Raw genomic sequence first — 25663 nt, 5'->3', positions numbered from 1 at the left:
CAGCTGTGCCTGCGTAGCTAATCACGCAGCGACGGGCCGCCCCGGTACGCGAGACGGTGCGCCAAGTCGCGGTTCGCTAACGATAAGGCGACGCCCCGGACTCGGGATCTTGGTAAATACCAGCCACTTTGATCGCGATCCCGGCGCCGGTGATGACTGTTGACGTGCGAAGACACAGTCCGCCACGGGGGGATTGCCGGGTCGGCGATAACGGTGCGATCACGCTCCAGCAACGAACAGCCATCGCCTCACCGGTGTGGCACGGTGAAGTGATGGACGATCCGTTCGATCTGCAGCGCTTCGTTGACGCCCAGGATCGCGTCTACGACAGGGTGCTCGCCGAGCTGCGCGCGGGCGCCAAGCGCGGTCACTGGATCTGGTTCGTGTTCCCACAACTGGCCGATCTCGGAAGCAGTTCCACGGCAAAGCTTTTCGGGATCAGGTCGTTGGCGCAGGCGCGGGCCTACCTGGCGCACCCGGTGTTGGGGCCGCGGCTGCGGGAATGCGCCCGGCTGGTGAGTGCGATCGAAGGTCGGTCGGCTCAGGACATCTTCGGCTGGCCCGACAACCTCAAAGTGTGCTCGTCGATGACGCTGTTCGCCCGGGCCACCGACGACAACGCCGACTTCCTGGCGGTACTGGACAAGTTCTACGGCGGCCGGCAGGATCCGCGGACGCTGGAGCTGCTCTCGTACTAGTCCACCGGCCGCAGGATCAGCCAGCCCTGCGGCGGAACCACCGCCTGCTCGACAATGTCCGCCGGCGGCGCGGCGGTGCCGCCCAGCAGTTGGACCCGGCCTCCGGTCAGCTCGGTGACCGGCAGTTGCATCGGGGAGTCGTCGATGTTGAGCGCGACGATCAGCGCGTCGTCGCCGAGGCGGGTTTCGTAGGCGTAGGTGCGGTTGTCCAGGCTCAGGGCGGTGGTGGTGGCCCGGTGCAGCCAGGGATTGCGGCGGCGCAGGCCGATCAGATATTGGTGCAGGTTCCAGATCTCCCGGCCGGCGGCGTCCGGCTGCGGTGGCGGCGCGCCGAACTCGGGGCGGACCGCGTCGTCACCGCCGGCCCGGTCCTCCTTGACGCCCCGGTACCCGAGTTCGTCGCCGGCGTAGACGGTGGGCACACCACCGGTGGTGAACAGCAGCACCAGGGCGTGCGCCACCTGCTCGGCACGCTCCAGCCGGCTGGCGATGCGGGTCACGTCGTGGTTGCCGATGAACGTCAGCGGCGCGAACCGGGACAGAAAATCGTTGTGGCGCTGCAACGCCCAGTCCAACTCGTGAAAGTTTCCGTCGTTGAGGCTGCTCCAGATCGCCTTCCACAGTTCGTACTGGGTCACCGAGTCGACGCCGGAACCGTCGACGAAAGCGGTGTAGTCGCCGTGGATGACTTCGGCGACGAACCACGCGTCGGGGTGGGATTGGCGCACCCGCGGAAGCACAGTCGCCCAGAACGATTCGGGTACGGCGTAGGCCGCATCCAGGCGCCAGCCGTCGGCACCGCGACTCAGCCAGTGGTTCATCACGTCCACCGTGTAGTCGATGACGGCGGGGCTGCGGTGGTTGAGGGTGATCAGCTCGTCGTGGCCCTCGAAGGTGTGGAAGTGCCCGGGGCGGCCGCGAAACCACGTCGCCGAGTCCGGGTCGTCATCGTCGACTGCGCGGCGGTAGCGCTCGAAATCGGTTCCGACATGGTTGAAGACGCCGTCGAGCAGCACCCGCAGGCCGCGCCGGTGTGCCTCGTCGACCAACCGGTCGAAGTCGGCGTCCTCGCCCAGCCGCGGGTCGATGCGGTAATGGTCGGTGGTGTCGTAACCGTGGGTGCGCGAGGCGAACAACGGGCCCAGGGCGATACCCGACGTGCCCAGTTCCACGGCGTGGTCGAGCCAGTCGACGATCCGGGTCAGCCGGTGTTCGTTCGGGCCAGGCGCTTCGAGCGCGGGGAAGGCGCCGACGAACCCCAGGGGGTAGACGTGCCACCAGATCGCGTGGCGCACCCAGTCCGGCCCGCTCATCGGCGAAACCTCGCTGCGTACAGGCCCATCATCTCGTCGCGGTACTCCCACGCCGGCCCGTCGGCCACCAGGTGCGGGGCCACCGTGGTGATCGGCAGCGCCGCCACCGGTGGCAGCGGCATCTGCCAGTCGGTCAGCCACTGGGTCAGCTGTGCGCCGGAGGCCGCAAAAACGATGCGGCCCAAGCCGACCCACGCGTGCGCGGCGGCGCACATCGGGCAGTGCTCGCCGGAGGTGTAGACGGTGGCGTCGGCGCGCTCGGCGGGCGAGAGGTTGCTCACCGCCCAGCGGGAGATCGCCAGCTCGGGATGTGCGGTGGCGTCGCCGCCGGCGACGTGGTTGTGATCCTCGAACCGGATACGGCCCTGCGCGTCGACCAGGATCGACCCGAAGGGTTCGTCGCCGGCCGCCAACGCGGCGCGGGCGAGTTCGACGCAGCGGCCGAGCCGCCGGATGTCCTCGTCGGTGATCGCCACGCTGACTTACTCTACGCAGCCGGGGGTGGTGTGCCGCCGAGGCGCAGCAGCCGCGACGGGTGCAGCGAGCGAGCGGGCCGGCCGCGGGCCAGCGGGTAACAGGCAAGCCCGACGAGGGCCGCGCAGAGGTGTCCGACCTGGGTGAACATCGGGTGGACGGTGAGGACCGCGATGCCGGCACCGCCCAGTACCAGCGCCAGATACAGCCAGCGCCACGGCCGGGCGATGCGGTAGGTCAGCAGGCCCATGATGCCGACGACGACGTAGCTGACCCCGATGTCGCGCGCGTTGAGGTACCTCGGGGAGACCGCCGCCTCCTGGATCTGCCAGTACAGGAAGCCCTCGCTGAGATAGGTGGCCACGACGTGGGCGATCAGCCCGGCGATCACGAAGCGCACCGAGCCGAGCCAGCGTTCGGCCGGGGCCAGGAACAGGCAGAACACCACGACGTACGGCCACCACACGAAGCCGTCGATCCACAGCAGGCTGGTGATCAGCACCCGGACCGGTTCGGAGGCCAGGTGGTGCAGGTTGGTCGAGTCCCGGCGCAGCAGTCGCAGCAGATGCCACCGCGGCAGCAGGTGCTGGACGGCGGTCGTGGTGAACAGCACGGTCAGCCAGGTGAAGGTCACCGGTGCGTCGCCTATGAAGTGCGCGACCTTTTGCGGCCAACCGTGACGGTGCGCCGCGGCCGGCGACGCCTGGATCGACCCGTCGTGCACGTGTCGACCTTACGTCGGCCTTAGGTCTGCCGGGGTCTCAGCCGCCGCAGCAACTCTTCTCGAACACCTCCAGCCGGCAGGCGCACGACGCCAGGACCGGGACATCGGCGCGGGCCTTGGCCAGGTCGAGTTGGTGGCCGATGATTTGGGCCTCGGCGGTGCGGCCCAGCCGCTGCAGGCATTCGTGATAGCCGTGCAGGCTCCACACATTGCCGGGATGCTGGCAGGGCCGGCTCAGCGTCGGATCCAGCCCGAGGTCGGCGGCATACACCGCGGCTGCCTCCTCGATGTGCCCCTGCTCCATCAGCAGCGCGCCGTAGGCGTGCCGGGTGGGCTGCATCCAGCCCCACGGTTCGTCGTAGGGCAGTGCGTCATCGCGGTGGATTGCCAGTCGCAGGTGGTCGAAGGCCTCGTCGTAATTGCCTTCCCGATAGGCGATCTCACCGTCGAGCATGGCCGCGGCCACGGCCAGGATGTCGCGGCTGGTGTTGTTGAACAGGTAGCGCGACTCGGGGACCCGGGCGTAGGCCTGGACGAATGCCTCCCGCTCGGCGGCGGCCTGGGCCAGCTGCCCTTTCGCGGCATGGGCAACGCCGCGGCCGTAGTGGATGGTAGCGGTTGTGCTGCAATACAAGTCGGGGTCATCGGGCAACGGCTCGGCGATCAGCTCGTCCCAGCGCCCGAACCTGATCAGCACGTGCACCCGCAGCGGGACGAACGCTTCCAGCCAGTCGGCCATCGGCGGGGATTGGATGGACAGCAGCTCGTGGGTCAGTTGTCCGGACAACTCGTCGGCGGCGGCCAGGGCGATCTTCGATTGCCCGGCGAACATCGCCGAGTAGACGACGAAGTGCAGGTCGTGCGCCCGGTACAGCGAGTAGAAGTTCAGGGGGCCGTCGTGCTCGACGAAGCGCCGGTCGGCCCGCACCGCGGCGTGGTTGGCCAGCACCGAGTCCCGGTACTGCCCGCAGAGCACGTCGATGTGGGACGGCATGTGCTGCAGGTGACCCGCGTCGGGGACCAGGCCGCGCAGCAGGTCGGCGGCCGGCAAGGCATCTTCGGGATGGGCCGACATCTCCATCGCGTGGATGTAGAGGTGCAGGACGCCGGGGTGCGCCCGGCCGACGTCGGTGGTCAGCGCATGGTCCAGCAGCCGTTTGGCCTCCACCACCCGTGATCCCGGTGCCGGTTGACCGGTTGTGGTGTCCCACAACGCCCATGCGGTGAGGTTCACCAGTGCGTCGGCGGCCAGCGCCAGTACGTCGACGTCGTCGGGGTAGGCGCTCGCCAGCTCGGCCATGGCCTCGGCGTAGGCGGTGTGGCCGGCGGCAAGCGCCTCGGCGTCGTCGGGGTCATCGGTGGGGAAGCGGGTGGCCAGCGCAGCGATCAGGGCCTGCTCCACGACGCTGGCGCGGCTTCTGGCGGCCAGCTTGAGCTCCATCCGGGCCCGGGCCAGTGAGGCCGCCAGGTCGACCGGGTCGAAGACGTCCCAGGCCTTGTTGTAATTGGGCCCGATCGCGTACGCGATACCCCAGCGGGCGATCGCCAGGTCGGCGTCGAGCGCCAAGGCGCGCTCGAAGCAGGCGATCGCTTCCTCGTGGTTGAAGGCGTAGGCCCACACCAGACCCCGATCGAACCAGATCTGCGCCTGGGGCGAGGGGGTGTCGACGGGACGGTGGTAGTCCCCGAGGTCGTAATACGGCTCGGTGTCGCCGAGCGGAACTGCCATGTCGCTCACCTTAAATCACCGGGGCCTGCGCCCGCGAGCAGACGCAAAGTCCCACCAGTACGCGACTTTTCGGGCGATTTTGCCTCTGGCCGAGCCAAACCCTAGTGGCCGGCCACGATATCGGCTTCGTCGACGGTGACCGGCTCCTTGGCTGCGGGCAGCAGCGAGTAGGCCAGGCACACCACGGCGAAGAACAGGTAGCCCAGCGCCACTTGGGGATTGGCGGCCCACGAGATCTGCGGGGCGTGGATCAGCCCGACGAACGACAGCGCGGCGGCCACCACCGAGGCCAGCGCGGCGTAGCGGAATTTCTTCTCGAGGATGAACGTCACCATGGTGCCCAGCAGCAGCCCGACCAGGATCGCGCCCTCACCGAGGGTCTGCAGCCCGTCGTAGACCACCCCGGCCCCGCCGAGGGCGTCCATGCCGACCTTGGCCGCCGACGTCCCGGCGGCGTTGAGCGCGTTGTCGATCAGCCCGCTGGCCCACTGGGCCAGGTTGGGCAGCAGCGCGGCGACGACGGCCACCGCATGCAGCCGCGGCACGGCCTGGAACGCCTGGGCCCCGATCAACAGCCCGATGTAGAGCAGGATCGGCACGATCGCCGGCACCGGCAGCAGCGCGGCCAGCACGCCGAATAACCCGAGGAAGCACAGCAGGCCGACCATCACGCCGCTGGCCAGCGAGTAGCCGGCCCGCCCGCCGGCGTCCTTCCAGCCGGGGTGTCCGATATAGACCGCGGGCGGGAACGGCGAGCCGAAGGCCGATCCGATCACGGCGCCGGCCCCGTCGGCCAGCAACACACTGCGCAGGTTGTAGTTGTCACCGGCGGCGGCGGCGCTCTCGACGTTGCTCATCGCCTCGGTGAAGTTGTAGACGCCCAGTGGGATCGCCGTGCCCAGCAGCGGGGCCAGGTGCGCCAGGCCGGAGAACAGCAGGTCGATGCGCAGGTCCGGGACGCCGATCGCGATGTCGGAGATCGCCTGGCTGACATCCGGTGCCGACATGAAGCCGCCGATCCAGCCGATCGCGGTGCCGACCAGCAGTGCGACCAGGCCGACCGGGATGTTCCCGGGCAGCTTCACATCGGTGAAGAAGCCGATCAGGATGATGGCCAGCACCGGCAGGCCGATCCAGGCCGCCTCCCACATCTGCGCCGCGGGCCGCATCGAGATGAACGTGATCGAAATGCCGGCCAGGGTGCCCAGCATGGCCGCGCGGGGGGTGAGCCTGCGGATGTAGGGGCCGACGAATCCGCCGATGATGACGATGACACCGATCATGAACGCCCACGCCAGACCCGACTTCCACGCCTCGATCGGGTCCTTGGTCGCCAGGTAGACGGGCAGCATGACGACGAAGACCACGATGAACATGTGCGGCACGCTGGGCCCGTACGGCAGGGCGGTGACGTCGGTCCGGTTCTCCCGCTGCGCCAGTCGCCTGGCCAGGAAGGTGTAGTAGAGGTTGCCCAGCACCAGAGCCACCCCGAGCGCCGGCAGCACCGTGCCGAGCACGTCGTCGGCGGGTAGTTTGACCACGCCGATCATCAGGGTGGTCAGCGTCAGGACGTTGACCAGGATGTTGAAGCCCAGACCGAAGAACGCGTTCAGATCGCCGCGGGTCCACCAGGCGAGTTTCCCGTCGGCCGGGGGCGAGGGGGCGGGCTGGGCGGTGACGTCGGTGCTCATCTGACGACCTCCTGGCATCGGGACAGCGGTGCGCGGCCCGAGCCGGTCTCGTCCGTCGCTACCTGCACATTCTCGCCGCCCGCATTCCGAACAGAGAACGGCTGTGTGTCAATCGTGTTAGCCGCTCGGCGGGACGGCGGTTAGACACCCTGGAGGCACCGTGTTCTAGTGCAGGGGTGCTGGAATTCACCGTCGAGGACCTGTCGGCCGACGACATCGAGCGGCTGCGCGCGATCTATGAACCGCTGGCGGAATCGGTGCGCGACCTGGTCGACGCCACCATCCGGACCGAAGCCGATGCCGAGACGGTCGCGACGGTGAAGGCCGACATCGACGCGGCGGTGGCCCGACTGCGCAGCCGCCAGATCGACGGCGCCTTCGGGGTGCGGCGCACGACCTCGGGGCAGAGCATCAGTTGGGGTAACGCCGTCATCGGCATCCGCAACGCCCTTGCCCCTCCACTGGTGATGCACCGTGAGCCGGACGGCCGGCGTTGGACAGACTTCCACCTGGGCGCGGCCTACGAGGGCCCGCCCGGGCACGTGCACGGCGGGGTGTCGGCGTTGATCCTCGACCACGTCCTCGGCGAGGCGGCCAGCCCCGACGCCAAACCCCGCTTCACCGGGAGCATCACGATGCGCTACCTGCGGGCCACCCCGTTGGGGCCGCTCCACGCCGAAGCCGCAATCACCCGCGTCGACGGCGTGAAAACCTTTTGCGCCGGCCATATCTCGGATGCCGAGGGCATCACCGTGGAGGCTGAGGGCGTGTTCATCACACCCCGCTGGCTGCGGTAGGCGACTACTGCTTGCCCATCGCGAGCTTGAGCCGGTCCGCCGGGGTGATCAGATGGTCGTGGTTGTCGTCCCCGATGTCGATCTGCACCCAGTCGATCCGTCCGGTGAATTCATTGCCGGTGGGCCCGTAGTCCGGTGACGCCGGCGATCCCGTGTCACGTCCGACGTCGCAGGCCTCGTCGGCCGAGAAGCCCATCGGGATGGTGATTTCCACCCGGCCGGTGCCGACCGCCTTGCCGTCGTGGTACAGGGTGACGGTGCCGCCTTTGGCCAATCCGCCACCGTCGTAAGCGAATTCCATGCGCACCTGGTGCTTGCCGGCCGGCAGCGGCTGGTCGGCGGCGATGATGAAGTACTGGATGCCGAAGAAGTTGTAGCAGTACTTGAGCCGCCCGTCGTGGACGTAGAGAGCCCACCCGCCGACCTGCCCGCCCTGGGTGCAGATCACCCCGGCGGCGCCGCCTTCGGGTACGACGACGTCGGCGGTCACCGAGTGCGATTTGTTCTTGATGTTGAGCACGCAGCTTTCGCTGACCCGCATGCCGTCGAAGAGCAGCTGACGGGTGCCCCTAATCAGCTGAGGTCGGCCGGCGATATCGGGATTGATCCGCTCGAAGGACCGGTCATCGAGCGGCACGACGTTGTACTTCACCGCCTCAATGAGCCAAAGTCGTTGCAGCTCGGCAAGTTTCTCCGGGTTCTCGACCGCGAGGTTGCGCGCCTGGGTCCAGTCGTCCGGGCCGTAGAGTTCCCAGACGTCGGCGTCGAACGCCGGGGGAGTGTCGACCTTCCACGGGGTGCGATGCTTGGTGCACGCCGTCCAGCCGTTGTGGTAGATGCCCCGGTTGCCCATGATCTCGAAGTACTGCACGACGTGCGATTCGGGAGAGTCAGCGCCGCGCAGCGTCGGCAGCATGCTCACCCCTTCCAGGGGTGCCTGCGCAATACCGTTGACGCTCAACGGCGCCGGGATGCCGGCGGCCTCTAGGATGGTCGGCGCGACGTCGATGACATGGTGGAACTGGTTGCGCAGCGAGCCGTTGTCGCCCAGGCCGTTGGGCCAGTGCACGATGGTGCCGTTGCGGGTGCCGCCCCAATGCGAGGCGACCTGCTTGGTCCACTGGTATGGCGTGCACAGGGCGTGGGCCCAGCCGACCGCGTAATGGTTGTAGGCCTCCGGGGTTCCGAAGTCATCGATCTTGGACAGCAGGAAATCGGTGGTCTCAATGCCCGCCATGCCGTTGAGCACGGCCATCTCGTTGAAGCAGCCGACCGGGGTGCCCTCGGCGGAGGCCCCGTTGTCGCCGATGATGTAGTAGATCAGCGTGTCCTCGAGGACCCCGAGGTCGGCCAGCGTGTCGACCACCCGGCCCACCTCGTGGTCGGTCTGCTCGAGGAAGCCCGCGTAGATCTCCATCTGCCGGGCCAAGACCGGCTTGAGGTCGTCGGGCATGTCGTCCCAGGCCGGGATCTCGTCGTGGCGGGGGGTCAGCTCGGCGGTCTTGGGAATGACGCCTAGCTTCTTCTGCCGGGCAAAGATCTTCTCCCGCAAGGCGTCCCAGCCCTGGTCGAACTTCCCGCGATACTTGTCCGACCACTGCGCCGGCACGTGATGCGGGGCGTGGGTGGCGCCGGGGGCGAAGTACATGAAGAACGGCTTGTCGGGCATCAGCGCCTTCTGCTGGCGCACCCAGGTGATCGCGTGGTCGGCCAGGTCCTCGGTGAGGGTGTAGCCCTGCTCGGGAGTGCGGGGCGGCTCGACCGGCGTCGTGCCCTCGTACAGCCCCGGGTAGTACTGGTTGGCCTCGCCACCGATGAACCCGTAGAAGTATTCGAACCCGGATCCGGTGGGCCACTGGTGGAACGGGCCGACCGGGGAGACCTCCCAGACCGGGACCTCGTGGCACTTGCCGAACTGCGCCGTCGAATAGCCGTTGAGCTTCAGGGTTTCGGCGATCGGCGCCTTGTTTTTGGGCCGGATGCTGCTGTTGCCGGGGGCCGAGGTGGCCATCTCGGTGATCGCGCCCATCCCGACCGAATGATGGTTGCGCCCGGTCAGTAACGCCTGGCGGGTGGGCGAGCACAGCGCGGTGGTGTGGAACCGGTTGAGTTTGACGCCACTTCCGGCCAGTCGTTCGGCGACCGGGGTGTTGCAGGGTCCGCCGAAGGCCGACGAGGCCGCAAAGCCGACGTCGTCGATGAGCACGATGAGGACGTTCGGTGCGCCCGGTGGGGGGCGCAGCGTGGTGATCGGCGGGTAGCTGGTGTCGGGGTCCTTGGCGTCATAGGTGGTCAACCCGACGTGCTGGGTGTCGGGGATCGGCAGGACGTCCCGGCGGACCCGGGGCGCTTCGGCGGTGACGGGGGACGCGGGTGACTTGCCGGCGGTCTTCGTGGCCGGCTTGGCGGATTTGACGGGTTTGGTTGCCTTGCCGGCCTTGGAACCGGCTGCGCGCTGTGACGACGATTTCGCCATCGGTCCTCCTAAGCGATACGGCGACCACGTCTGGATCTCCGAAGCGGGCGCAAGCCTACGCCGCGCATCGGCGCGCCAAGCGGGATCAACACGGTTCGCCGCAGGGCTTGGCCGGGTAGGTTCCCAGCAATGGAGAAGGTGATTGTCACGCTGCGCACGGATGCCGCCGACGACGACTGGGCCGGGCAGCTCCGCGGCCCGGTGGCTGAGGAACTGCTCGATCTGGGCCTGCCGGGGCTGGTGGTTAACGTCCGCGACGCCGATGTCCGCGATTCACTGATGACGCTCACCACGTTGGATCCGCCGGTGCAGGCCCTGGTCAGTCTGTGGACCCAGCAGTACTACGGCGAGCAGGTGACCGCGGCGCTCGACCTGCTCGCTCGGCGGGCCCAGCACGTCGCCGCCTACCTGGTCACCGAATCCGCTCCGCTGCCGCCGCCCCCGACACCGCTCGGGCAGCGGGCACCGGCCCTGGCCAACATGGCGTTGTTGCGCCGGCCCGCCGACATGGACGAACCGACCTGGTTGGGCCGTTGGCACCGCGACCACACCCGGGTGGCGATCGAAACCCAGTCGACCTTCGGCTACGTGCAGAACTATGTGGTGCGCCCGCTCACCCCGGATGCTCCGGTGATCAACGCGATCGTCGAGGAGCTGTTCCCGAACGAGGCGGTCAGCAGCCTGCACGCGTTCTTCGGGGCGGCCGACGACGCCGACCTGCGCAGCCGCATGGAGCAGATGGTCGCCAGCACAGCGGCGTTCGGCGCCAACGTCAACATCGATGCGGTGCCCACCAGCCGCTACGTATTCCGGAGCCCCTTCCAGAGCGCTGCGGTATGACCACCCTCCACGACGCCGTTGCGTTGGCCAGCGCCGATCAGGGCCTGGCGGTGGTGTCGACGCTGCGCGCCGACCAGACCATCCAGGCGTCGCTGGTCAACGCCGGAATCCTGGCCCACCCGGCCACCGCGGAACCGGTGTTGGCCTTCGTCACCTATGGGCGGGTCAAGCTGGCCAATCTGCGGGCCCGCCCGGCGGTGGCGGTGACGTTCCGCGACGGCTGGCAGTGGGCGACCGTCGAGGGCCGCGCCGAGCTCGCCGGGCCCGCCGATCCCACCGATTGGCTGGGCTGGCCTGGACAGCTCCGGTTGTTGCTGCGTGACATCTTCACCGCTTGCGGTGGCACCCACGACAATTGGGACGAGTACGACCGGGTGATGGCCGAGCAGGGGCGCACCGCAGTGTTGGTGACGCCGACCCGCGTGTACAGCAACGGCTGAGTCTCACTTGCCGGGCTGTGCACACCGCGGGGGATGCCGAGCCGGTTAATCTCCTGCGCGTGACGTTGCTCATCGACGACGAGAACCGGGTTCGCACCCTCACCTTCAATCGCCCCGATGCCCTCAACGCTTTCAACGAGGCGCTCTATGACGCGACCACTGAGGCGTTGCTGGCCGCGGCCGACGATCCCGAGGTCGCCGTCGTCCTCATCACCGGCGCCGGGCGCGCGTTCAGCGCCGGCCAGGACCTCGGCGACATGCAGGCCCGCATCAGCGATGCCGACTTCGCCGCGGGCAAGCACGGCTTCCCCGGCATGATCGATGCCCTGACACGGTTCCCCAAACCGCTGATCTGTGCGGTCAACGGGGTTGGCCTCGGTATCGGCACGACCATCCTCGGCTATGCGGACCTGGCCTTCATGTCCACGACGGCTCGGCTCAAGTGCCCGTTCACCAGCCTCGGCGTGGCTCCCGAAGCCGCCTCGTCATATCTGTTGCCGCAGTTGATCGGTCGGCAGAACGCCGCCTGGCTGTTGATGTCCTCGGAGTGGGTCGATGCCCAGGAGGCGTTGCGGATGGGCCTGGTCTGGCGGGTGTGCGAGCCCGACGAACTGATCGCGCAGGCCCGCAAGCACGCGGATGTCCTTGCCTCCCGACCGATCCCGAGCCTTATCGCGGTCAAGCAGACCATGGTGGAGCCGACTCGCGCGGAGATCGCCGCGGCCGCGGCCCGCGAATACGCGCATTTCGAGCAGCTGATGGGCGCGGCCGCCAACGCCGAGGCGCTGGCCGATTTCCATCGCGGCCGATCCTAGGGTCAGCCCGCCAGCGCCGGCGACCGGGCGTCGGACGCGGCGAAATACGCCTCGATGATGGCCCGCACGGTGCGACGGCACCGCCCGCAGTCGTGCCCGGCGCCGCAGGCCGCCGCGACCTGCTTGGACGTCGATGCTCCGCCGGCGACCGCCTCGGCTACCGCCTGACTGGTAGCGCCCGCGCACAGGCACACATACATCAGCGCTCACCTCTCGCCGCAGGATCCGGTCCGCTTATATTAGTGCAGACTAACCTTAGTTAGGCGGACCTACAACACTCCGGCATTTCAGACTGAGCACGACCCGTCTTGGGCTTGCACTAGGGTGATTCGAGCCGCTGTTTCACGCAGCCCGTTGACCGCTGACCTGGGGTAGGAGACGTCATGCAAGGTGATCCGGAAGTCCTGCGACTGCTCAACGAGCAGCTGACCAGCGAGCTGACGGCGATCAATCAGTACTTCTTGCACGCCAAGATGCAGGACAACTGGGGCTTCACCGAACTGGCCAAGCACACCCGCGAAGAATCCTTCGACGAGATGCGCCACGCCGAGGCCATCACCGACCGCATCCTGCTTCTCGACGGCCTGCCCAACTATCAGCGACTCGGTTCGCTTCGCGTCGGGCAGACTCTGCGCGAACAGTTCGAGGCCGATCTGGCGATCGAGTACGAGGTGGTCGCCCGGCTCAAGCCGGCCATCATCGTGTGCCGCGAGAAGCAGGACTCCACCACGGCCGTCCTGTTCGAGGGGATCATTGCCGACGAAGAGCAGCACATCGACTACCTCGAGACCCAACTCGAGCTGATGGACAAGCTGGGCGTGGAGCTGTACTCCGCGCAGTGTGTGTCGCGACCGCCGAGCTGATCGGGAGACCTCTGCGTCGCCGGTGAAAATAGGCAGTCATGACGAATCCGGCCGCCTCCGCGACCGCGGCCGATCCGGAGTCCAGTAGCGCGCGGATCAGCCCGCAGCGCCGGAATCTGATCTTCGTCGCGGTGCTGCTCGGGATGCTGCTGGCCGCGTTGGACCAGACCATCGTGGCGACCGCCTTGCCGACGGTGGTGGCTGACCTCGGCGGCGCCGGCCACCAGTCGTGGGTGGTGACGAGCTACCTGCTGGCCTCGACGATCACCACTGCCGTCGTCGGCAAGCTCGGTGATGTGTTCGGCCGCAAAGCGGTCTTCGGCGCGTCGATCGTGTTCTTCTTCGCCGGTTCGGTGTTGTGCGGGCTGTCGACATCGATGTCGATGCTGGTGGCCTCGCGCGCCCTGCAGGGCATCGGCGGCGGCGCGATCATGGTGACCTCGATGGCCGTCATCGGCGAGGTCATCCCACTGCGGGAGCGCGGTCGCTATCAGGGCGCACTCGGCGCGGTCTTCGGGGTGACGACGGTGATTGGGCCGCTGCTGGGCGGATTCTTCACCGATCACCTGTCCTGGCGGTGGGCGTTCTGGATCAACGTGCCCGTCGCCGTGGTCGTCTTCATCGTCGCGGTCGTCGCCATTCCGACGCTGGCCCGCTCGGCCCGACCGGTCATCGATTACGCCGGGATCGTCTTCGTCGGGCTGGGCGCCTCAGGTCTGACCCTGGCCACCAGCTGGGGCGGCATCACCCACCCGTGGACCTCGCCGACGATCATCGGTCTGTTCGCGGCCTCGGCGCTGGCACTGGCGATCTTTGTCTGGGTGGAACTGCGGGCCACCGAACCGGTGCTGCCCATCCGGCTGTTCGCCAGCCCGGTGTTTAGCGTGTGTTGTGCACTGAGCTTCGTCGTCGGCTTCGCCATGCTCGGCGCACTGACGTTCCTGCCGACGTTTATGCAGTTCGTCGATGGCGTGTCGGCGACGGTGTCGGGCCTTCGCACGCTGCCGATGGTGGCGGGGCTGCTCATCACGTCGACCGGCAGCGGCGCGCTCGTCGGCCGCACCGGCCGGTACAAGATCTTCCCGGTGGTGGGCACCGCGGTGATGGCCGTCGCGTTCGTGCTGATGTCGCGAATGGGTGCCACCACCCCGATCTGGGAGCAGTCGCTGTATCTGTTCCTGCTCGGCATGGGCATCGGCCTGTGTATGCAGGTGCTCGTCCTGACCGTGCAGAACACCGTCAACTTCGAGGACCTCGGCGTCGCCACGTCCGGTGTGACGTTCTTCCGCACCATCGGCAGCTCGTTCGGCGCGGCGATCTTCGGGTCGCTGTTCACCAACTTCCTGTCTGACCGCATCGCCCCGGCGCTGGCAGCTGGGGGCGCACCGCCCGCCGCGGCGGACTCGCCCAAAGCGCTGCACCAGCTTCCGGCCGAGATGGCCGCGCCGATCGTCAACGCCTACGCCGACTCGCTGGGAACGGTGTTCCTGTGCGCGGCGCCGGTGGCCGCGGTTGGTTTCATCCTCGCGCTGATGCTCAAAGAGGTACCGCTGCGCGAGATGGACGACGTGCTGGCCGTCGATCTGGGGGAGGGCTTCGGCATGCCCTCGGCAGAGACACCCGAGGAGATCCTGGAGGTGGCCGTCGGCCGGATGATGCGCGACTCGCCGGACTTGCGGCTGCGGTCGCTGGCGCAGCGCCCCGACTGCCAACTCGATGTCGCCGGACTGTGGGCGCTGCTCCAGATCTACCGCAACAAGCAGGTGTTCGGCTCGGCACGGCTCACCGAGATCGCCGAGCGGCTCCGGGTTCCCGCTGAGGTACTCGAACCGACCTTCGACCGGTTGGCTGCGGCAGGTTATGCCTTGCGCACCGGCGACGAGCTATGGCTGACCCAGCCCGGCGCGCGCGAGGTGGACGCGGTCTCGGCGGCGCTGGTGCGCAAAATCGTTCACCGCCTTGCCAAATCCACCGCCTTCGAGGGCAGACCGGACCGCAATCAGGTGGAGGCAGCACTGGAACGTATCGCCCACCGGATGTTGGTCCAGCGTGAATGGGACCGCGACGAGATGTGGGCACCGGCCCACACCACGCCGAAAAACTAGAACGTGTTCCAGATTTTCTTTCTGCGGCGTAGCATCGCGCCATGAGCCGAATCGGAAACTTCGCCGACGACGACGTAGCTGGCTGGGTCGTCAAATCCCCGGACCTTGGCACGGCCATGGCGGCATTCAGCAGCGCGGTCTACAGCGACAAGAACCGGCTCCCGCTGCGGGTCCGCGAAATCGCCCGGGCCGTCATCGCCCTCGACAACGAGTGTGTGCTCTGCCAGAACACCCGCGACGCCGACGGCCCCGCGGCCGGAGTCGACGAGGATCTCTACGACCACGCCGCCGAATGGCAGACCTGGCCCGGCTACACCGAACAGGAACGCATCGCTGCTGAGTTCGCCCACCGGTTCGGCACCGACCATGTGAACATCAAGTACGACGAGGACTTCTGGGAGCGTGCCCACGAGCACTTCTCCGACGAGCTACTGACCGACCTGACGATCTCGTGCGCGATGTGGGTCGGCATGGGCCGGATGCTGAGCACGCTCGACGTCGGTCAGGCCTGCAAGCTCACCCTGCCCAGCCGCGCCTAGCGGCGGGGATTCCCGGCACGTCTCGGGCGCGGTCGGCAGAATGGCTGCCATGACCACTCTGGAATCCGACGGGGTGGACACCGTCGTCGGAACCGTCGTCAACCCGGCCGGCCTGACGCACGCCAAGACCGTGCCGCTCCACCGCACCAACGCGTTCGCCGATCCCGGGTTGGGCGCCAGCCCGGTGTGGCACGGGTTTGCCATCGACCGTGCCGGCATCGCGTTCAGCGAGGGCATCAGCGTCGTCGGCGATGAACGGATCCGCATCGACCTCGACGCGCTGCGCGCGATCGGCGACGGCCTGGCCTGGGCGCCCGGGGCGTTCTTCGACCAGGACGGACAACCCGTCCCGGCCTGCGCGCGCGGAACACTGACGCGCATCGAGGCCCGGTTGGCCGATGCGGGCCTGCGAGCCTCGGTCGGGCACGAGATCGAATTCCTGCTCGTCGACCCCGACGGCAACCGGCTGCCCGGGAACCTGTGGGCACAGTACGGGCTCGCCGGGGTACTCGAGCACGAAGGCTTCGTGCGCGATGTGACCGTCGCGGCCACCGCTGCCGGGGTCGGGATCGAGCAATTCCATCCCGAGTACGGCCTCAACCAGTTCGAGATCTCGTTGACACCGCGGACCCCGGTGGCCGCCGCCGATCAGCTGATCCTGGCCAGGATCATCATCAGCAGGGTGGCCCGACACTACGGAATGCGCGTCAGCCTTTCCCCGGTGCCGTTCGCCGGCAGCGTGGGCTCCGGTGCGCATCAACACTTTTCACTGCGCCGCGGCGAGGCGCCGCTGTTCTCCGATGGCAGCGGAGCCCAGGGTATGACCCCGGAGGGGGAGGCTGCCATCGGCGGGATCGTCGCCGGGCTGCCCGAGGCGCAGCTCATCTTCTGCGGCTCGATCGTGTCCGGACTGCGGATGCAGCCGGGTAACTGGGCCGGCGCCTACGCCTGCTGGGGCACCGAGAACCGGGAGGCGGCCGTGCGGTTCCTGCGGGGCGGACCCGGCAACCCGTACGGCGCCAATGTCGAGGTGAAAGTTGTTGATCCATCGGCTAACCCGTACTTCGCCACCGCGGCGATCCTCGGCCTGGCCCTCGACGGGATCGAACGCCATGCCGCGCTGCCCCCGGAGACCCCGGTGGATCCGGGCACGCTGAGCGCCGCCGAACGTGCCGCTGCCGGCACCGTGGCGTTGTCCACCGATCAAGCCGAGCAGATCGCGGCACTGGACGGCTCGGCTCGCATCCGCGCCATCCTCGGCGACCCGGCAGTCAACGCGCTGGTGGCCGTTCGGCGCTACGAGCACGAGACCTATTCGCACCTGGACCCCGAGCAGCTCACCGACAAGTTCCGGATGGCTTGGAGCCTGTAGTGGTTACTGCGGCAGGTCGAAATGCACCCACGTCGAGGCGCCGACGGGTCCGACGCACTGCAAGGGGATACCGGGGACCTGCTGCTCCAAGGTGTTGGCGGCCAACCGCTCCTGGGCGGTAGTTCCCGGAGTGGCACACGGCAACGACACCTGCGCCTCGCCGATCAGGGGCCCGGTCGGGACCCAGACACCGTTCGCGGAGCAGACGAGGGTGTTGCGGCCGGAGTCCAGGCCGAAGACAAACGATATGCGAGGTGTGCAGGGTGTGCCGCCGACGACGCCCTGGGCCACATTGGGTAGGCAGTCCGCCGAATTGCACGATGTCGCCGAGGATTCCCCGGCCAGCGGTAGCGTCGTGGCGATCACGGCGCACGCGATCAGCGGTGCGGCGATGGTGCGCATGTCTGTCCCCTCGAGGATCGGGTCGAGCCTGCAGGCGGGTTCAGCGTAGCTCTGAGGCCGCGGCGGCGAGTGCTGTTTGCTCGTGGGGGGCTCACCGCGATGCGCGCGGTGCGGCCCGCCCCGGCCGGCCTCAGACCAGCCCGGTGGCGTCGAACATCCAGGAGGTGTCGGCGCTGGCCAGTTGCTCCATCCAGTCCGCCGGAGCGTGGTTGACCAGGCCGCCGAAATCCCAGTAGTCCTTCCACACCGTGATCTTGCCGTCCTGCACCTTGTGCACGGTGACGAACTGCAGCACCGTGCTCTCGCCGGTGGGCCAGTTCCAGGTCTCGGAATGCTCATACATGGTGTCGACACCGTTGCTCACCAGCACACCGTCGTGATTCTCGTAGCCCGACAGCGATTCCAGCCCGACCTTGAGTCGCTTGACGATGTCCTCGGGTCCGCGGGCCGCCGCGACCGGGCCGACCGGCATGTCGACGTAGATGCAGTCCTGCGACAGGAAGGTCTTGACCGCCTCCCAATCGCGTCGCGACAGCGCGTTCCACATTCCCAGCACCGTCTCGGCGACGCCGGTGGGCACCGCCTGGATGTCAGTTGGCATGGGCCAGCTCCGATTCCGTCGTTGTTCCCGGCGCGGGGGTGGACCGGCCGACGCGCAGGAAGCTCCCGGTGCGCTCGGTGCCGAGCGCCGGCGTGGGGACGCCGTCGCGGACGACAGTGCGGCCGCCGATCAGGACCAGCTCGACGGCGTCGTCGTTGCGATTGACCATCCGGGGCAGGCCCGCGTACTGCTCGACGGGCTCCTCGGCGTAGTCGTCGAGACGGGCGTCGAGGTGTTCGGGATCCACCACGACGAGATCGGCGCGGTCGCCGACCCGCAGATGGCCGGCGTCGATCTGGTACCAGTCGGCCAGTTCTCCGGTCATCCGGTGCACGGCCTGCTCCAGCGTCAGGAAGGGGTGTCCGCTGCGTTCGGCGTCGCGGACGTGGCGCAGCAGCCGCAGCCCGTAGTTGTAGAACGCCATGTTGCGCAGGTGCGCACCCGCGTCGGAGAAACCCATCTGGATTCCGGGATCGGCGGCCAGCTTCTTGAGCACCTCGGGGCGGTGGTTGGAGATCGTGGTGCGCCACCGCAGCTTGGTGCCGTGTTCGAGCACGAGGTCCAGGAACGCGTCGACCGGATGCAGTTCACCGCGATCCAGGCCGACCTGTCCGAAGGATTTCCCGACCACCGATTCGTCCGGGCAGCCGACGATCTCGGCGTCGAAGAAGTCGCGATGCCACACCCGGACGCCGAACTTGGTGTCGTAGTCCTTGCGGAACTGGCGGCGGTAGTCCTCGTCGGCCAGTAGCGCATTGCGTTCGACCTCGTCGCGCAGGTGTAGCGCGGCAGCCCCGGAGCCGAACTCCTCGAAGACCACCAGGTCGATGCCGTCGGCGTAGACCTCAAACGGAACCGGCAAGTGCTGCCAGCGGAAGTCGCCGCCAAGTGCGTTCACCGCACGGGCCAGTGGGCCCAGCAGCAGGATGGCCAACGGATTGGACTTGACGTCAGCCGCCGAGAGCAGGCTGGTCTTGAGCTTCTTGCGCAGTGTCGGAAGCGACTGTGCCACTTGGGAAGCCAAGTTCAGTGGGTTCTGGATGTCCGGTCCGGACTGCAGCACCCGGCCGCGCTTGCGCACCAGCGACTTGAGCCGGCGCAGCTCGCGCGGCTTGGCGTACGTCGACGGCAGGGTCCGCGACCGACAGGTCTCCCCGTCGATCTTGTCGAACAGCAACTGCATCGAGGACAGGCCGACGAAACCCGCATTCAGGGCGTCGGCGAGCATTCGCTCCATCTCGGCCTGCTCGCTCGCGGTGGGTCGGACGTCCTTTCGGGTCGCGCGGTCCAGTCCCATGGTGGCGGTGCGCATGTCGGAATGGCCGATGAACGCGCCGATGTTGGGGCCCAGCGGACGCGACTCGAGGGCTTGGATGTACTGCTCGGCATTGCTCCATGTCTTGGCCTCGTCGACGGCCTGGATGACATGCTCGCGCGGAATGGCCTCGACCCGGCCGAACAGGTCGCCAGCCTCGGCACCGTCGACGTAGAGCGTCGACAGCGAGCACGATCCCAGCAGCACCGTCGTGACGCCGTGGCGCACCGACTCCGGCAGGCCCGGACCGCCGAGCACCTCGACGTCGTAGTGGGTGTGGATGTCGACCATCCCGGGCAACACCCACTTGCCGGCGGCGTCGATGATCTCCGGACAGCCGGTCTCGTCCAGCGGATGCGGGGTGACCGCCGCGATGCGGCCGTGCCGAATGCCGATGTTGCGGATCGCGGAGGGAGCTCCCGTCCCGTCGAACCACCGGCCATCGCGGATGATCGTGTCGTAGGTCACGACTGTCCATAGAACCGGTCGGCGCAACAGGTGTCAACGATTTAGTTAACACTTTCCTTGATCTGTTAACTCGGGGCGCGGGCGCCGTCAGGCTTCGTGTCCCGGTTCGAGGTCTTTGACGTCGGCGAAGGTGACCAGATCACCGAACCGGTCGGGCGCGCTGCCGGCCACCGGCTCGGTCAGATGCCCGACGTGATCGCCGAGATCGAACCGGTCGAGGATCCGGCCGACGAACCAGGCGGCGGCATCGACGAGGATCGGCAAGCCCTCGGGACCGTCCCGCCACGCACAGCGGCCGAACTTGTCGATCCGGTCACCGGTCGTACTGCCGAACAGCCGGGCCAGGTCGCGCCGATCCTTGGCCAGCAGGTGCACCGCCAGGTGCGTCGCCCCGACGTCGGCCACCCGGAAGGTGTGGTTCTTCTTGGACAAGCCGACCAGGAACCGGGACGGGGCGATCGACACCTGGCTGCTGAACCCGACCAGACATCCCGCGCGGTCGTCGCCGACGCGGGTCGTCACCACGAACATCGGATAGTCCAGCAGGGCGACCACCCGCTCGAACGCCTGGGAACCGGGCAGAACCTCATCCTGTGTCACGCGTGCACCTCCGTTGTCGATCGTTGGCGTCTGCGCACGGGTACCCCGCAGGCGCATACTCGCGGAGGTGACTCCGTTACAGCGCTACATCGCCGAAGAGATCGCCACCGATCACGTCGACGGTCTGCTCAGCCGTCGGGAGGCGCTACGCCGGCTGGCTCTGCTGGGCGTGGGCACCGCCGCGGCCAGCGCCTTGATCGCCGCGTGCGCGACCACGTCGACGACGGTCTCGTCCTCGTCGGCCCCGCAGCCGACCACCTCGCCACCGCCCGGGATGGCCACCGCACAGCCGACCACCCCGGTGAGCTGGGGCGGTCCGCGCGGGCAACTCCAGGGCAGCTGGGCGCAGGCGACCACGCCGCGTGGCGCGGTGCTGGTCATCCACGAGAACAAGGGGCTCAATGACTGGGTGCGTTCGGTGGCCGGACGGCTGGCCGGGGTCGGCTACTCGGCGCTGGCCATCGATTTGCTCTCCGAGGAGGGCGGCACCGCCACCTTCACCGATCCGGCGGCTGCGACCGCGGCACTGGGCACGATCGCGCCGGAGCGATTCATCGCCGATCTGAGGTCCGGCCTGGACGAGGTCCAGCGCCGCGCCCCCGGCCGCAAGCTCGGCGTGGTCGGATTCTGCTTCGGCGGGGGACTGGTGTGGCGGCTGCTGGCCGCCGGTGAGCCGCGCCTGTCTGCCGCGGCCCCCTTCTACGGCCCGCTGCCCGACAATCCGAACTTCTCCGGCTCGAAAGATGCTGCTGTGCTGGGCTTTTACGGTGCGCTCGACCAACGGGTCACCTCCGCTGAACCGGCTGCGAAGGCGGCGCTCGACCAGGCCGGCCTGGTCAACGATCTGGTCATCGAACCCGACGCCGACCATGCGTTCTTCAACGATTCCGGTCCGCGTTACAACGCCGCCGCCGCCGACGACGCCTGGACGCGCCTGCAGGACTGGTTCACCCGGCACCTGAGCTGAGCCGTCCATCGCAGGCCCGGCCGGTGCGGAGTTCACCGCGTGTTCAGGACGCCGCCGGGCGGGCGTCGCCACGCGCACATCGCCGCGGGATCAGATACGGCCATGATGAGGGTCGCGCAAGTCGCGAACTTCTACGGCCCCCGATCCGGTGGCTTGCGCACGGCGGTCGACCGGTTGGGCGCCGAATACTGCGCCGCCGGCCACGAAGTGTTCCTCATCGTCCCGGGACCGGCGGCCATCCGGACCGTGCTGGCCAGCGGTGTCACGCGAATAACTGTGCCCGCCAGACAGATTCCCTTCACCGGAGGATATCGGGCGGTGATGCCTGCGCCGGTGAGTGCGCTGCTGGAGCAGCTCGCCCCCGACGCGGTCGAGGTGTCGGACCGGTTCACCCTGCGTTCCCTGGGCGGGTGGGGTGCCCGGCACGGCGTCACCACGGTGATGATCTCTCACGAGCGGCTTGACCGGCTGACGGGTCAGATCATGCCCAAGCCGCTGGCTCGCCGGATCGCCGACCTGGCCAATCGCAGGACCGCCGCCAACTACGACACGGTGCTATGCACGACGGACTTCGCCCGCGAAGAATTCGACCGGATCGGCGCCACCAACGTGATGACCGTGCCGTTGGGGGTCGACCTCGAGGTGTTTCACCCCAATCGGTTCTGCACCCACACCCGAAACCGCTGGGCCGCTCCGCATCAGGTGCTATTGGTGCACTGCGGTCGGCTCTCGGTGGAAAAGCGCGCCGACCGCAGCATCGATGCCCTTGCCGCCCTGCGTGATTCGGGGGTGGATGCGAGGCTGGTGATCGCCGGTGACGGTCCGATGCGGGCACGGCTGCAGCGGCAGGCAGCCCGATTGCCGGTGGATTTCACCGGATTCATCGAGTCACGCGATGCCGTGGCCACGCTGCTGGCCTCCGCCGACGTGGCGTTGGCCCCCGGACCGCACGAGACATTCGGGCTGGCCGCGCTGGAGGCGTTGGCGTGCGGGACCCCGGCCGTGGTGTCGCGCACCTCGGCGCTGGCAGAGATCCTGAGCCTCGACAGTGGCGCATGCGCCGACAACGATCCCCACGCCATCGCCCAGGCGGTCGCCGGCGTCATCGATCGGCCCGAACAGCAGCGGCGGTTCTGCGCCCGGCGGCGGGCCGAAACCTTCACCTGGCCGCGGTCGGCCGCCGGCATGCTGACGGCGCTGGGCGGTTTGGCGCACGGCCGCGACGGGAACGCCGTGCAGTGACGGTGCCGCATCAGCGACCCGCTCAACGAAGGAGCCCAAAGATGGCCACGAATACGACCGTCTGGATCGTCATCGCTGTCATTGCCGCGCTGATCGTCGTCGCGGCGCTGGTCTGGGTGGGCCGCAATCGCCAACTCGCTCGTCGCCGGGCGCAGGCCGAGGAGATCCGCGACGCGGTTCGCCACGACGAGATCAAGGTGGCACGTCGCGAGGCGCTGGCCGACGAGACGGCCGCCAAAGCGCGCGCCGCCCAAGCCGAGGCCGAGGCCAAGGCCGCCGAGGCGGCTCGCTTGCAGGAGAACGCGCAGAAGCATCGCAGCCAGGCCGCCGAGCATCGCGAAGATCTCGACGAACGCCTCTCGCGGGCCGACTCGCTGGATCCCGACGCCACTATCGACGCCGAGCGGGCGACCGCCGAGCCGCAGGTCGTGCCGTCAGCCGACCATGTGGGCGGCCGCACCCAGACTGACCGGTAGCTCGGCCCAGCCGCGCAGCACTCGGGTGTCGCGGCGGGTACCGAGGCCGGCCAGGGTGACGTCGGGGAAGTGCGTGAAGAAACGGCGCAGCCCGACTTCGCCCTCGGCCCGCGCCAGCGCCGCGCCCAGGCAGAAGTGCCTGCCGCCGGAGAACGCCAGATGCCTTCCGGCATTGGGTCTTTCGACGTCGAAGCGGTGCGGGTCGTCGAAGACAGCGGGGTCACGATTGGCCGCGGCCAGATAGATCACGACGGTTTGGCCCGCACGCACCGGCGCACCGGCCACTTCGGTGTCCGTGCGCGCCACCCGCGCCGAGAGCTGCACCGGCGACTCCAGGCGCAAAATCTCCTCGACGGCGTTCGGCCATAGCGCCGGGTCGGCAGCCAGCTTGGCCAGCTGGTCCGGGGCGTTCAGCAGCAGCCGAATTCCGTTGCCCAGCAAGTTCACTGTGGTCTCGAACCCGGCCGCGAGCACCAGCCCGGCGACCGCTTGCAGCTCGGTCTCATTGAGCAGGGCGCCGTTGTCGGAGGCGCCGATCAGCTGGCTCATCACGTCGTCGCCGGGGTGCTCCCGCAGGCCGCGCAGATGCTCGGCGAGCCAGGAGCTGAATCCCGCGATGCCGTGGTGCACGCGCTGGTATTGCGACCAGGACAGGCCGATGTCGATGCTGGGAGCGGCGAGCTCGCCGAACTCCAGGATGCGCGGCCGGTCGGCGTCGGGGACCCCGAGGATGTCTCCGATGATCGAAACCGGCAGCTGTGCGCAGTACCGCGGCACGATGTCGACAACGCCGGGACCTTCGGCCAGCCGGTCCAGCAGTTCGTCGGCGGTGCCCTCCACCCGGTCGCGCAATCCGGCCACCGCTCGGGTGGTGAACACCGAGGACACCGTCTTGCGGTAGCGAGTGTGCTCGGGTGGTTCGACGGCCAGCAGCGATGGCGGCCGCAGTGGGTGCAGTAGATCGTCGCGGGTGCGCCGCTCCAGCCAGCGCAGCGGCGCGGGCAGGCTCGCGCCCAGGGTGATCACCCGGAAATCCTCGGAGCGCAGCAGGTCGTGGGCCACCGCGTGGTCGACGGTCAGGTAGCCGATCCGCGAGCGCACCATCGGCCCCTGGGCCCGCAATTCGTCGGCGAATGAGACCGGGTCGGCGCGTACCGCCGGGTCGGCCAGCAGCCGTGCCTGTGGATCGCCGCGCCGGGCCGACCAGCCGGCCACCGCCCGAACCACCCCGTGCATGGCGAACCAGTGCAACCGCTGCTTCATCGTCGCCTCCTCCGCGGGTTCGTCTTCTTCACGCTACGAGCGAGCCGGGCGGGGCGCCACAGCCTCAGGACGGCGGGGTCCAGCTCACCGGCAGGCGTTTGATGCCGTGGATGAACGCCGAGAGCAGCATGGCCGGCTCCTCGGTCACCTCGATATCGGGTATGCGCCGGTGGAGCTCCTCGAACAGCACCGCGATCTCCCGCCGGGCCAGGTTGGCGCCCAGGCAGAAATGCGCGCCTCCGCCGCCAAATCCGACATGGTGATTCGGGTTGCGGGTGACATCGAAGCGCCACGGGTTGTCGAATTTGTCCTCGTCGCGGTTGGCCGAGGCGTACCACATGGTGACCTTGTCGCCCTCGGCCATGCGAACCCCACTCAGCTCGACCGGACGGGTGACGGTGCGACGCATGTAGATCACCGGCGAGGCCCATCGGACGATCTCCTCGACGGCGCTGCCGGTGATCGCGTCGAAGTCGCCCCACCACAGGCCGCGCTGCTCCGGGTAGCGGGTCAGCGCCAGCACTCCGTGGCTGATCGCGTTGCGGGTGGTCTCGTTGCCGGCGACGGCCAGCAGGATGAAGAACGAGGCGATCTCGGCAGAACTGAGCCGCTCGCCGTCGACGTCGGCGGCCACCAGCGCGGTGGTCAGGTCGTCACGGGGGTGTGCGCGTCGGTCCTCGGCCAGCGCGGTGGCGTAGGCGCCGATGTCCATCGCCACCTTGAGGAACTCGTCGAAGTCGGTGGTCAGGTCGGGGTCGCCGAAACCCAGGATGATGTTGGTCCAGTGAAAGATCTGATCATGGTCGTCCTCGGGAATGCCCATCATGTCGCAGATCACCTGCAAGGGAAGCGGACCGGACAACTCGGCGACCAGCTCACCGTGACCGTCCGGGTGCTTCTCGATCAGCGCCGAGACCAGCCGGTGGGCCCGATCGCGCACGGAGGCCTCGGTGCGGGCCACCACCTTGGGTGTGAAGGCGCTGCGCACGATGTTGCGCAGCCGGGAGTGCCGCGGGTCGTCGAGGGCGATCATCGAGCCGAAGTATTCGGCGACCTCGGGGATCTGGTCGGCGATCGTGATGTTGGGGTAGGAGCTGAAGATGTCGGGATGGCGGCTGGCGAAGAAGACGTCGTCGAGCTTGGTCAGTGCCCAGTGGCCCGCGCCCTGGGGCACACCCTCCATCTCGACTTCGTGGAAGAACGTGATCGGAGCCTCGCGACGCAGGGTGGCGAATGCGCCGTCGCGGACGGCGTCGTCGAGCTCCCAGAACTCGAAAGTGCCCAGGTTGATGTCGCCCAGCGCAACGTCAGGCGGCTGTTGACCGTTGACTCGAGTGGCGATGGCCATGTGAATCCGTCCCGTCGTCGTCGATGACTACGAGGTTAGAGTCCGCCGGCGGCGGTCGTGATCGTTTGCGAATTCGGGCAAGCTTGCCCGTGACGGCGACCGCGG

25 protein-coding genes are annotated in these 25663 nt (G+C 68.3%); 12 read left to right on the top strand and 13 right to left on the bottom strand.

All coding sequences use genetic code 11. The features are described from left to right. Positions 1–272: 272 nt before the first annotated feature. A complete protein-coding gene (locus ADBZ9K_RS04465) occupies positions 273–698 on the top strand; it encodes a DUF1810 domain-containing protein (protein ID WP_526618761.1) in 426 nt (141 codons plus the stop codon). On the opposite strand, the gene ADBZ9K_RS04460 is transcribed toward ADBZ9K_RS04465, so the two are convergent. The 5 genes from ADBZ9K_RS04460 to ADBZ9K_RS04440 all read right to left on the bottom strand — a co-directional run bounded on the left by ADBZ9K_RS04460 (position 695) and on the right by ADBZ9K_RS04440 (position 6629). Further along, positions 695–2011 carry an alpha-amylase family protein gene (locus tag ADBZ9K_RS04460; protein WP_526618760.1) on the bottom strand — a complete coding sequence of 439 codons (1317 nt, stop codon included), beginning with the start codon at positions 2009–2011 and terminating at the stop codon, positions 695–697. The two genes, ADBZ9K_RS04465 and ADBZ9K_RS04460, sit on opposite strands and share 4 nt — an antisense overlap. Further along, a complete protein-coding gene (locus ADBZ9K_RS04455; RefSeq protein WP_526618758.1) occupies positions 2008–2487 on the bottom strand; it encodes a nucleoside deaminase in 480 nt (159 codons plus the stop codon). The genes ADBZ9K_RS04460 and ADBZ9K_RS04455 overlap by 4 nt, the downstream gene beginning before the upstream one ends. Before the next feature lie 11 nt (positions 2488–2498). Next, positions 2499–3209, bottom strand: a complete 711-nt coding sequence (locus tag ADBZ9K_RS04450) for a rhomboid-like protein (protein WP_526618757.1) — start codon at positions 3207–3209, stop codon at positions 2499–2501. Between the two features lie 37 nt (positions 3210–3246). Further along, entirely contained in the window at positions 3247–4938 is a 1692-nt protein-coding gene (locus ADBZ9K_RS04445; RefSeq protein WP_526618756.1) for a tetratricopeptide repeat protein, read from the bottom strand. Positions 4939–5039: 101 nt separating this feature from the next. Beyond that, the gene (locus ADBZ9K_RS04440) at positions 5040–6629 is read right to left on the bottom strand and encodes a regulator (protein ID WP_526618755.1); all 1590 of its coding nucleotides are present in this window, start codon (positions 6627–6629) and stop codon (positions 5040–5042) included. A 176-nt stretch (positions 6630–6805) separates the two neighbouring features. Between ADBZ9K_RS04440 and ADBZ9K_RS04435 the strand changes: the two genes are divergently transcribed. Further along, positions 6806–7426, top strand: a complete 621-nt coding sequence (locus ADBZ9K_RS04435) for a PaaI family thioesterase (RefSeq protein WP_526618754.1) — start codon at positions 6806–6808, stop codon at positions 7424–7426. A 4-nt stretch (positions 7427–7430) separates the two neighbouring features. Here the strand turns inward: ADBZ9K_RS04435 and ADBZ9K_RS04430 are convergent, their stop codons facing one another. Next, a complete protein-coding gene (locus ADBZ9K_RS04430; RefSeq protein WP_526618752.1) occupies positions 7431–9902 on the bottom strand; it encodes an arylsulfatase in 2472 nt (823 codons plus the stop codon). A gap of 129 nt (positions 9903–10031) precedes the next feature. Between ADBZ9K_RS04430 and ADBZ9K_RS04425 the strand changes: the two genes are divergently transcribed. The 3 genes from ADBZ9K_RS04425 to ADBZ9K_RS04415 are packed head-to-tail and all read left to right on the top strand — an operon-like array spanning position 10032 to position 11997. After that, the gene (locus tag ADBZ9K_RS04425; RefSeq protein WP_526618751.1) at positions 10032–10742 is read left to right on the top strand and encodes an EthD domain-containing protein; all 711 of its coding nucleotides are present in this window, start codon (positions 10032–10034) and stop codon (positions 10740–10742) included. Then, on the top strand, positions 10739–11182 hold the full coding sequence (locus ADBZ9K_RS04420; protein WP_526618750.1) for a TIGR03618 family F420-dependent PPOX class oxidoreductase: 444 nt from the start codon (positions 10739–10741) through the stop codon (positions 11180–11182). Before ADBZ9K_RS04425 ends, ADBZ9K_RS04420 begins: the two co-directional genes overlap by 4 nt. Positions 11183–11241: 59 nt before the next feature. After that, a complete protein-coding gene (locus ADBZ9K_RS04415; RefSeq protein ID WP_526618749.1) occupies positions 11242–11997 on the top strand; it encodes an enoyl-CoA hydratase/isomerase family protein in 756 nt (251 codons plus the stop codon). Between the two features lie 2 nt (positions 11998–11999). On the opposite strand, the gene ADBZ9K_RS04410 is transcribed toward ADBZ9K_RS04415, so the two are convergent. Continuing rightward, positions 12000–12197 carry a (2Fe-2S)-binding protein gene (locus tag ADBZ9K_RS04410; RefSeq protein ID WP_526618748.1) on the bottom strand — a complete coding sequence of 66 codons (198 nt, stop codon included), beginning with the start codon at positions 12195–12197 and terminating at the stop codon, positions 12000–12002. Between the two features lie 183 nt (positions 12198–12380). Between ADBZ9K_RS04410 and bfr the strand changes: the two genes are divergently transcribed. From bfr to ADBZ9K_RS04390, 4 genes are read left to right on the top strand one after another with little or no spacing between them, the layout of a single operon-like run. Beyond that, positions 12381–12860, top strand: coding sequence for a bacterioferritin (gene bfr / locus ADBZ9K_RS04405; protein WP_526618747.1), 480 nt, complete (start codon positions 12381–12383; stop codon positions 12858–12860). Positions 12861–12898: 38 nt separating this feature from the next. Next, entirely contained in the window at positions 12899–14965 is a 2067-nt protein-coding gene (locus ADBZ9K_RS04400) for a DHA2 family efflux MFS transporter permease subunit (protein WP_526618746.1), read from the top strand. Positions 14966–15006: 41 nt separating this feature from the next. Further along, the gene (locus ADBZ9K_RS04395) at positions 15007–15504 is read left to right on the top strand and encodes a carboxymuconolactone decarboxylase family protein (protein WP_526618745.1); all 498 of its coding nucleotides are present in this window, start codon (positions 15007–15009) and stop codon (positions 15502–15504) included. 40 nt (positions 15505–15544) lie between these two features. Continuing rightward, positions 15545–16876, top strand: a complete 1332-nt coding sequence (locus ADBZ9K_RS04390; RefSeq protein ID WP_526618744.1) for a type I glutamate--ammonia ligase — start codon at positions 15545–15547, stop codon at positions 16874–16876. A 3-nt stretch (positions 16877–16879) separates the two neighbouring features. On the opposite strand, the gene ADBZ9K_RS04385 is transcribed toward ADBZ9K_RS04390, so the two are convergent. The 4 genes from ADBZ9K_RS04385 to ADBZ9K_RS04370 form a co-directional block, all read right to left on the bottom strand. Continuing rightward, the gene (locus tag ADBZ9K_RS04385) at positions 16880–17278 is read right to left on the bottom strand and encodes a hypothetical protein (RefSeq protein WP_526618742.1); all 399 of its coding nucleotides are present in this window, start codon (positions 17276–17278) and stop codon (positions 16880–16882) included. 130 nt (positions 17279–17408) lie between these two features. Further along, entirely contained in the window at positions 17409–17879 is a 471-nt protein-coding gene (locus ADBZ9K_RS04380) for a nuclear transport factor 2 family protein (RefSeq protein WP_526618741.1), read from the bottom strand. Continuing rightward, on the bottom strand, positions 17869–19662 hold the full coding sequence (locus ADBZ9K_RS04375; protein ID WP_526618739.1) for an N-acyl-D-amino-acid deacylase family protein: 1794 nt from the start codon (positions 19660–19662) through the stop codon (positions 17869–17871). The genes ADBZ9K_RS04380 and ADBZ9K_RS04375 overlap by 11 nt, the downstream gene beginning before the upstream one ends. Positions 19663–19749: 87 nt before the next feature. Then, positions 19750–20193 (bottom strand): flavin reductase family protein, encoded by a 444-nt coding sequence (locus ADBZ9K_RS04370; RefSeq protein ID WP_526620724.1) that lies wholly within the window; start codon positions 20191–20193, stop codon positions 19750–19752. A gap of 136 nt (positions 20194–20329) precedes the next feature. Here ADBZ9K_RS04370 and ADBZ9K_RS04365 point away from each other — a divergent pair, with 136 nt between their 5' ends. The 3 genes from ADBZ9K_RS04365 (at position 20330) to ADBZ9K_RS04355 (ending at position 22947) form a co-directional block, all read left to right on the top strand. Next, on the top strand, positions 20330–21229 hold the full coding sequence (locus ADBZ9K_RS04365) for a dienelactone hydrolase family protein (protein WP_526618737.1): 900 nt from the start codon (positions 20330–20332) through the stop codon (positions 21227–21229). Positions 21230–21334: 105 nt separating this feature from the next. Further along, entirely contained in the window at positions 21335–22471 is a 1137-nt protein-coding gene (locus ADBZ9K_RS04360) for a glycosyltransferase (protein ID WP_526620722.1), read from the top strand. Positions 22472–22512: 41 nt separating this feature from the next. Next, positions 22513–22947, top strand: coding sequence for a hypothetical protein (locus tag ADBZ9K_RS04355; protein ID WP_526618736.1), 435 nt, complete (start codon positions 22513–22515; stop codon positions 22945–22947). On the opposite strand, the gene ADBZ9K_RS04350 is transcribed toward ADBZ9K_RS04355, so the two are convergent. Both ADBZ9K_RS04350 and ADBZ9K_RS04345 read right to left on the bottom strand, forming a co-directional pair. Then, positions 22906–24210: a cytochrome P450 gene (locus ADBZ9K_RS04350; RefSeq protein WP_526618735.1), complete on the bottom strand. Its 1305-nt coding sequence runs from the start codon at positions 24208–24210 to the stop codon at positions 22906–22908. The two genes, ADBZ9K_RS04355 and ADBZ9K_RS04350, sit on opposite strands and share 42 nt — an antisense overlap. A 64-nt stretch (positions 24211–24274) precedes the next feature. Next, a complete protein-coding gene (locus ADBZ9K_RS04345) occupies positions 24275–25558 on the bottom strand; it encodes a cytochrome P450 (RefSeq protein ID WP_526618734.1) in 1284 nt (427 codons plus the stop codon). Between the last annotated feature and the right edge of the window lie 105 nt (positions 25559–25663).

The sequence above is a fragment of the Mycobacterium sp. genome, from assembly GCF_965229265.1.
In the GTDB taxonomy this organism is placed as follows: Bacteria; Actinomycetota; Actinomycetes; order Mycobacteriales; family Mycobacteriaceae; genus Mycobacterium.
This window is presented reverse-complemented; position numbering and strand designations above follow the sequence as displayed.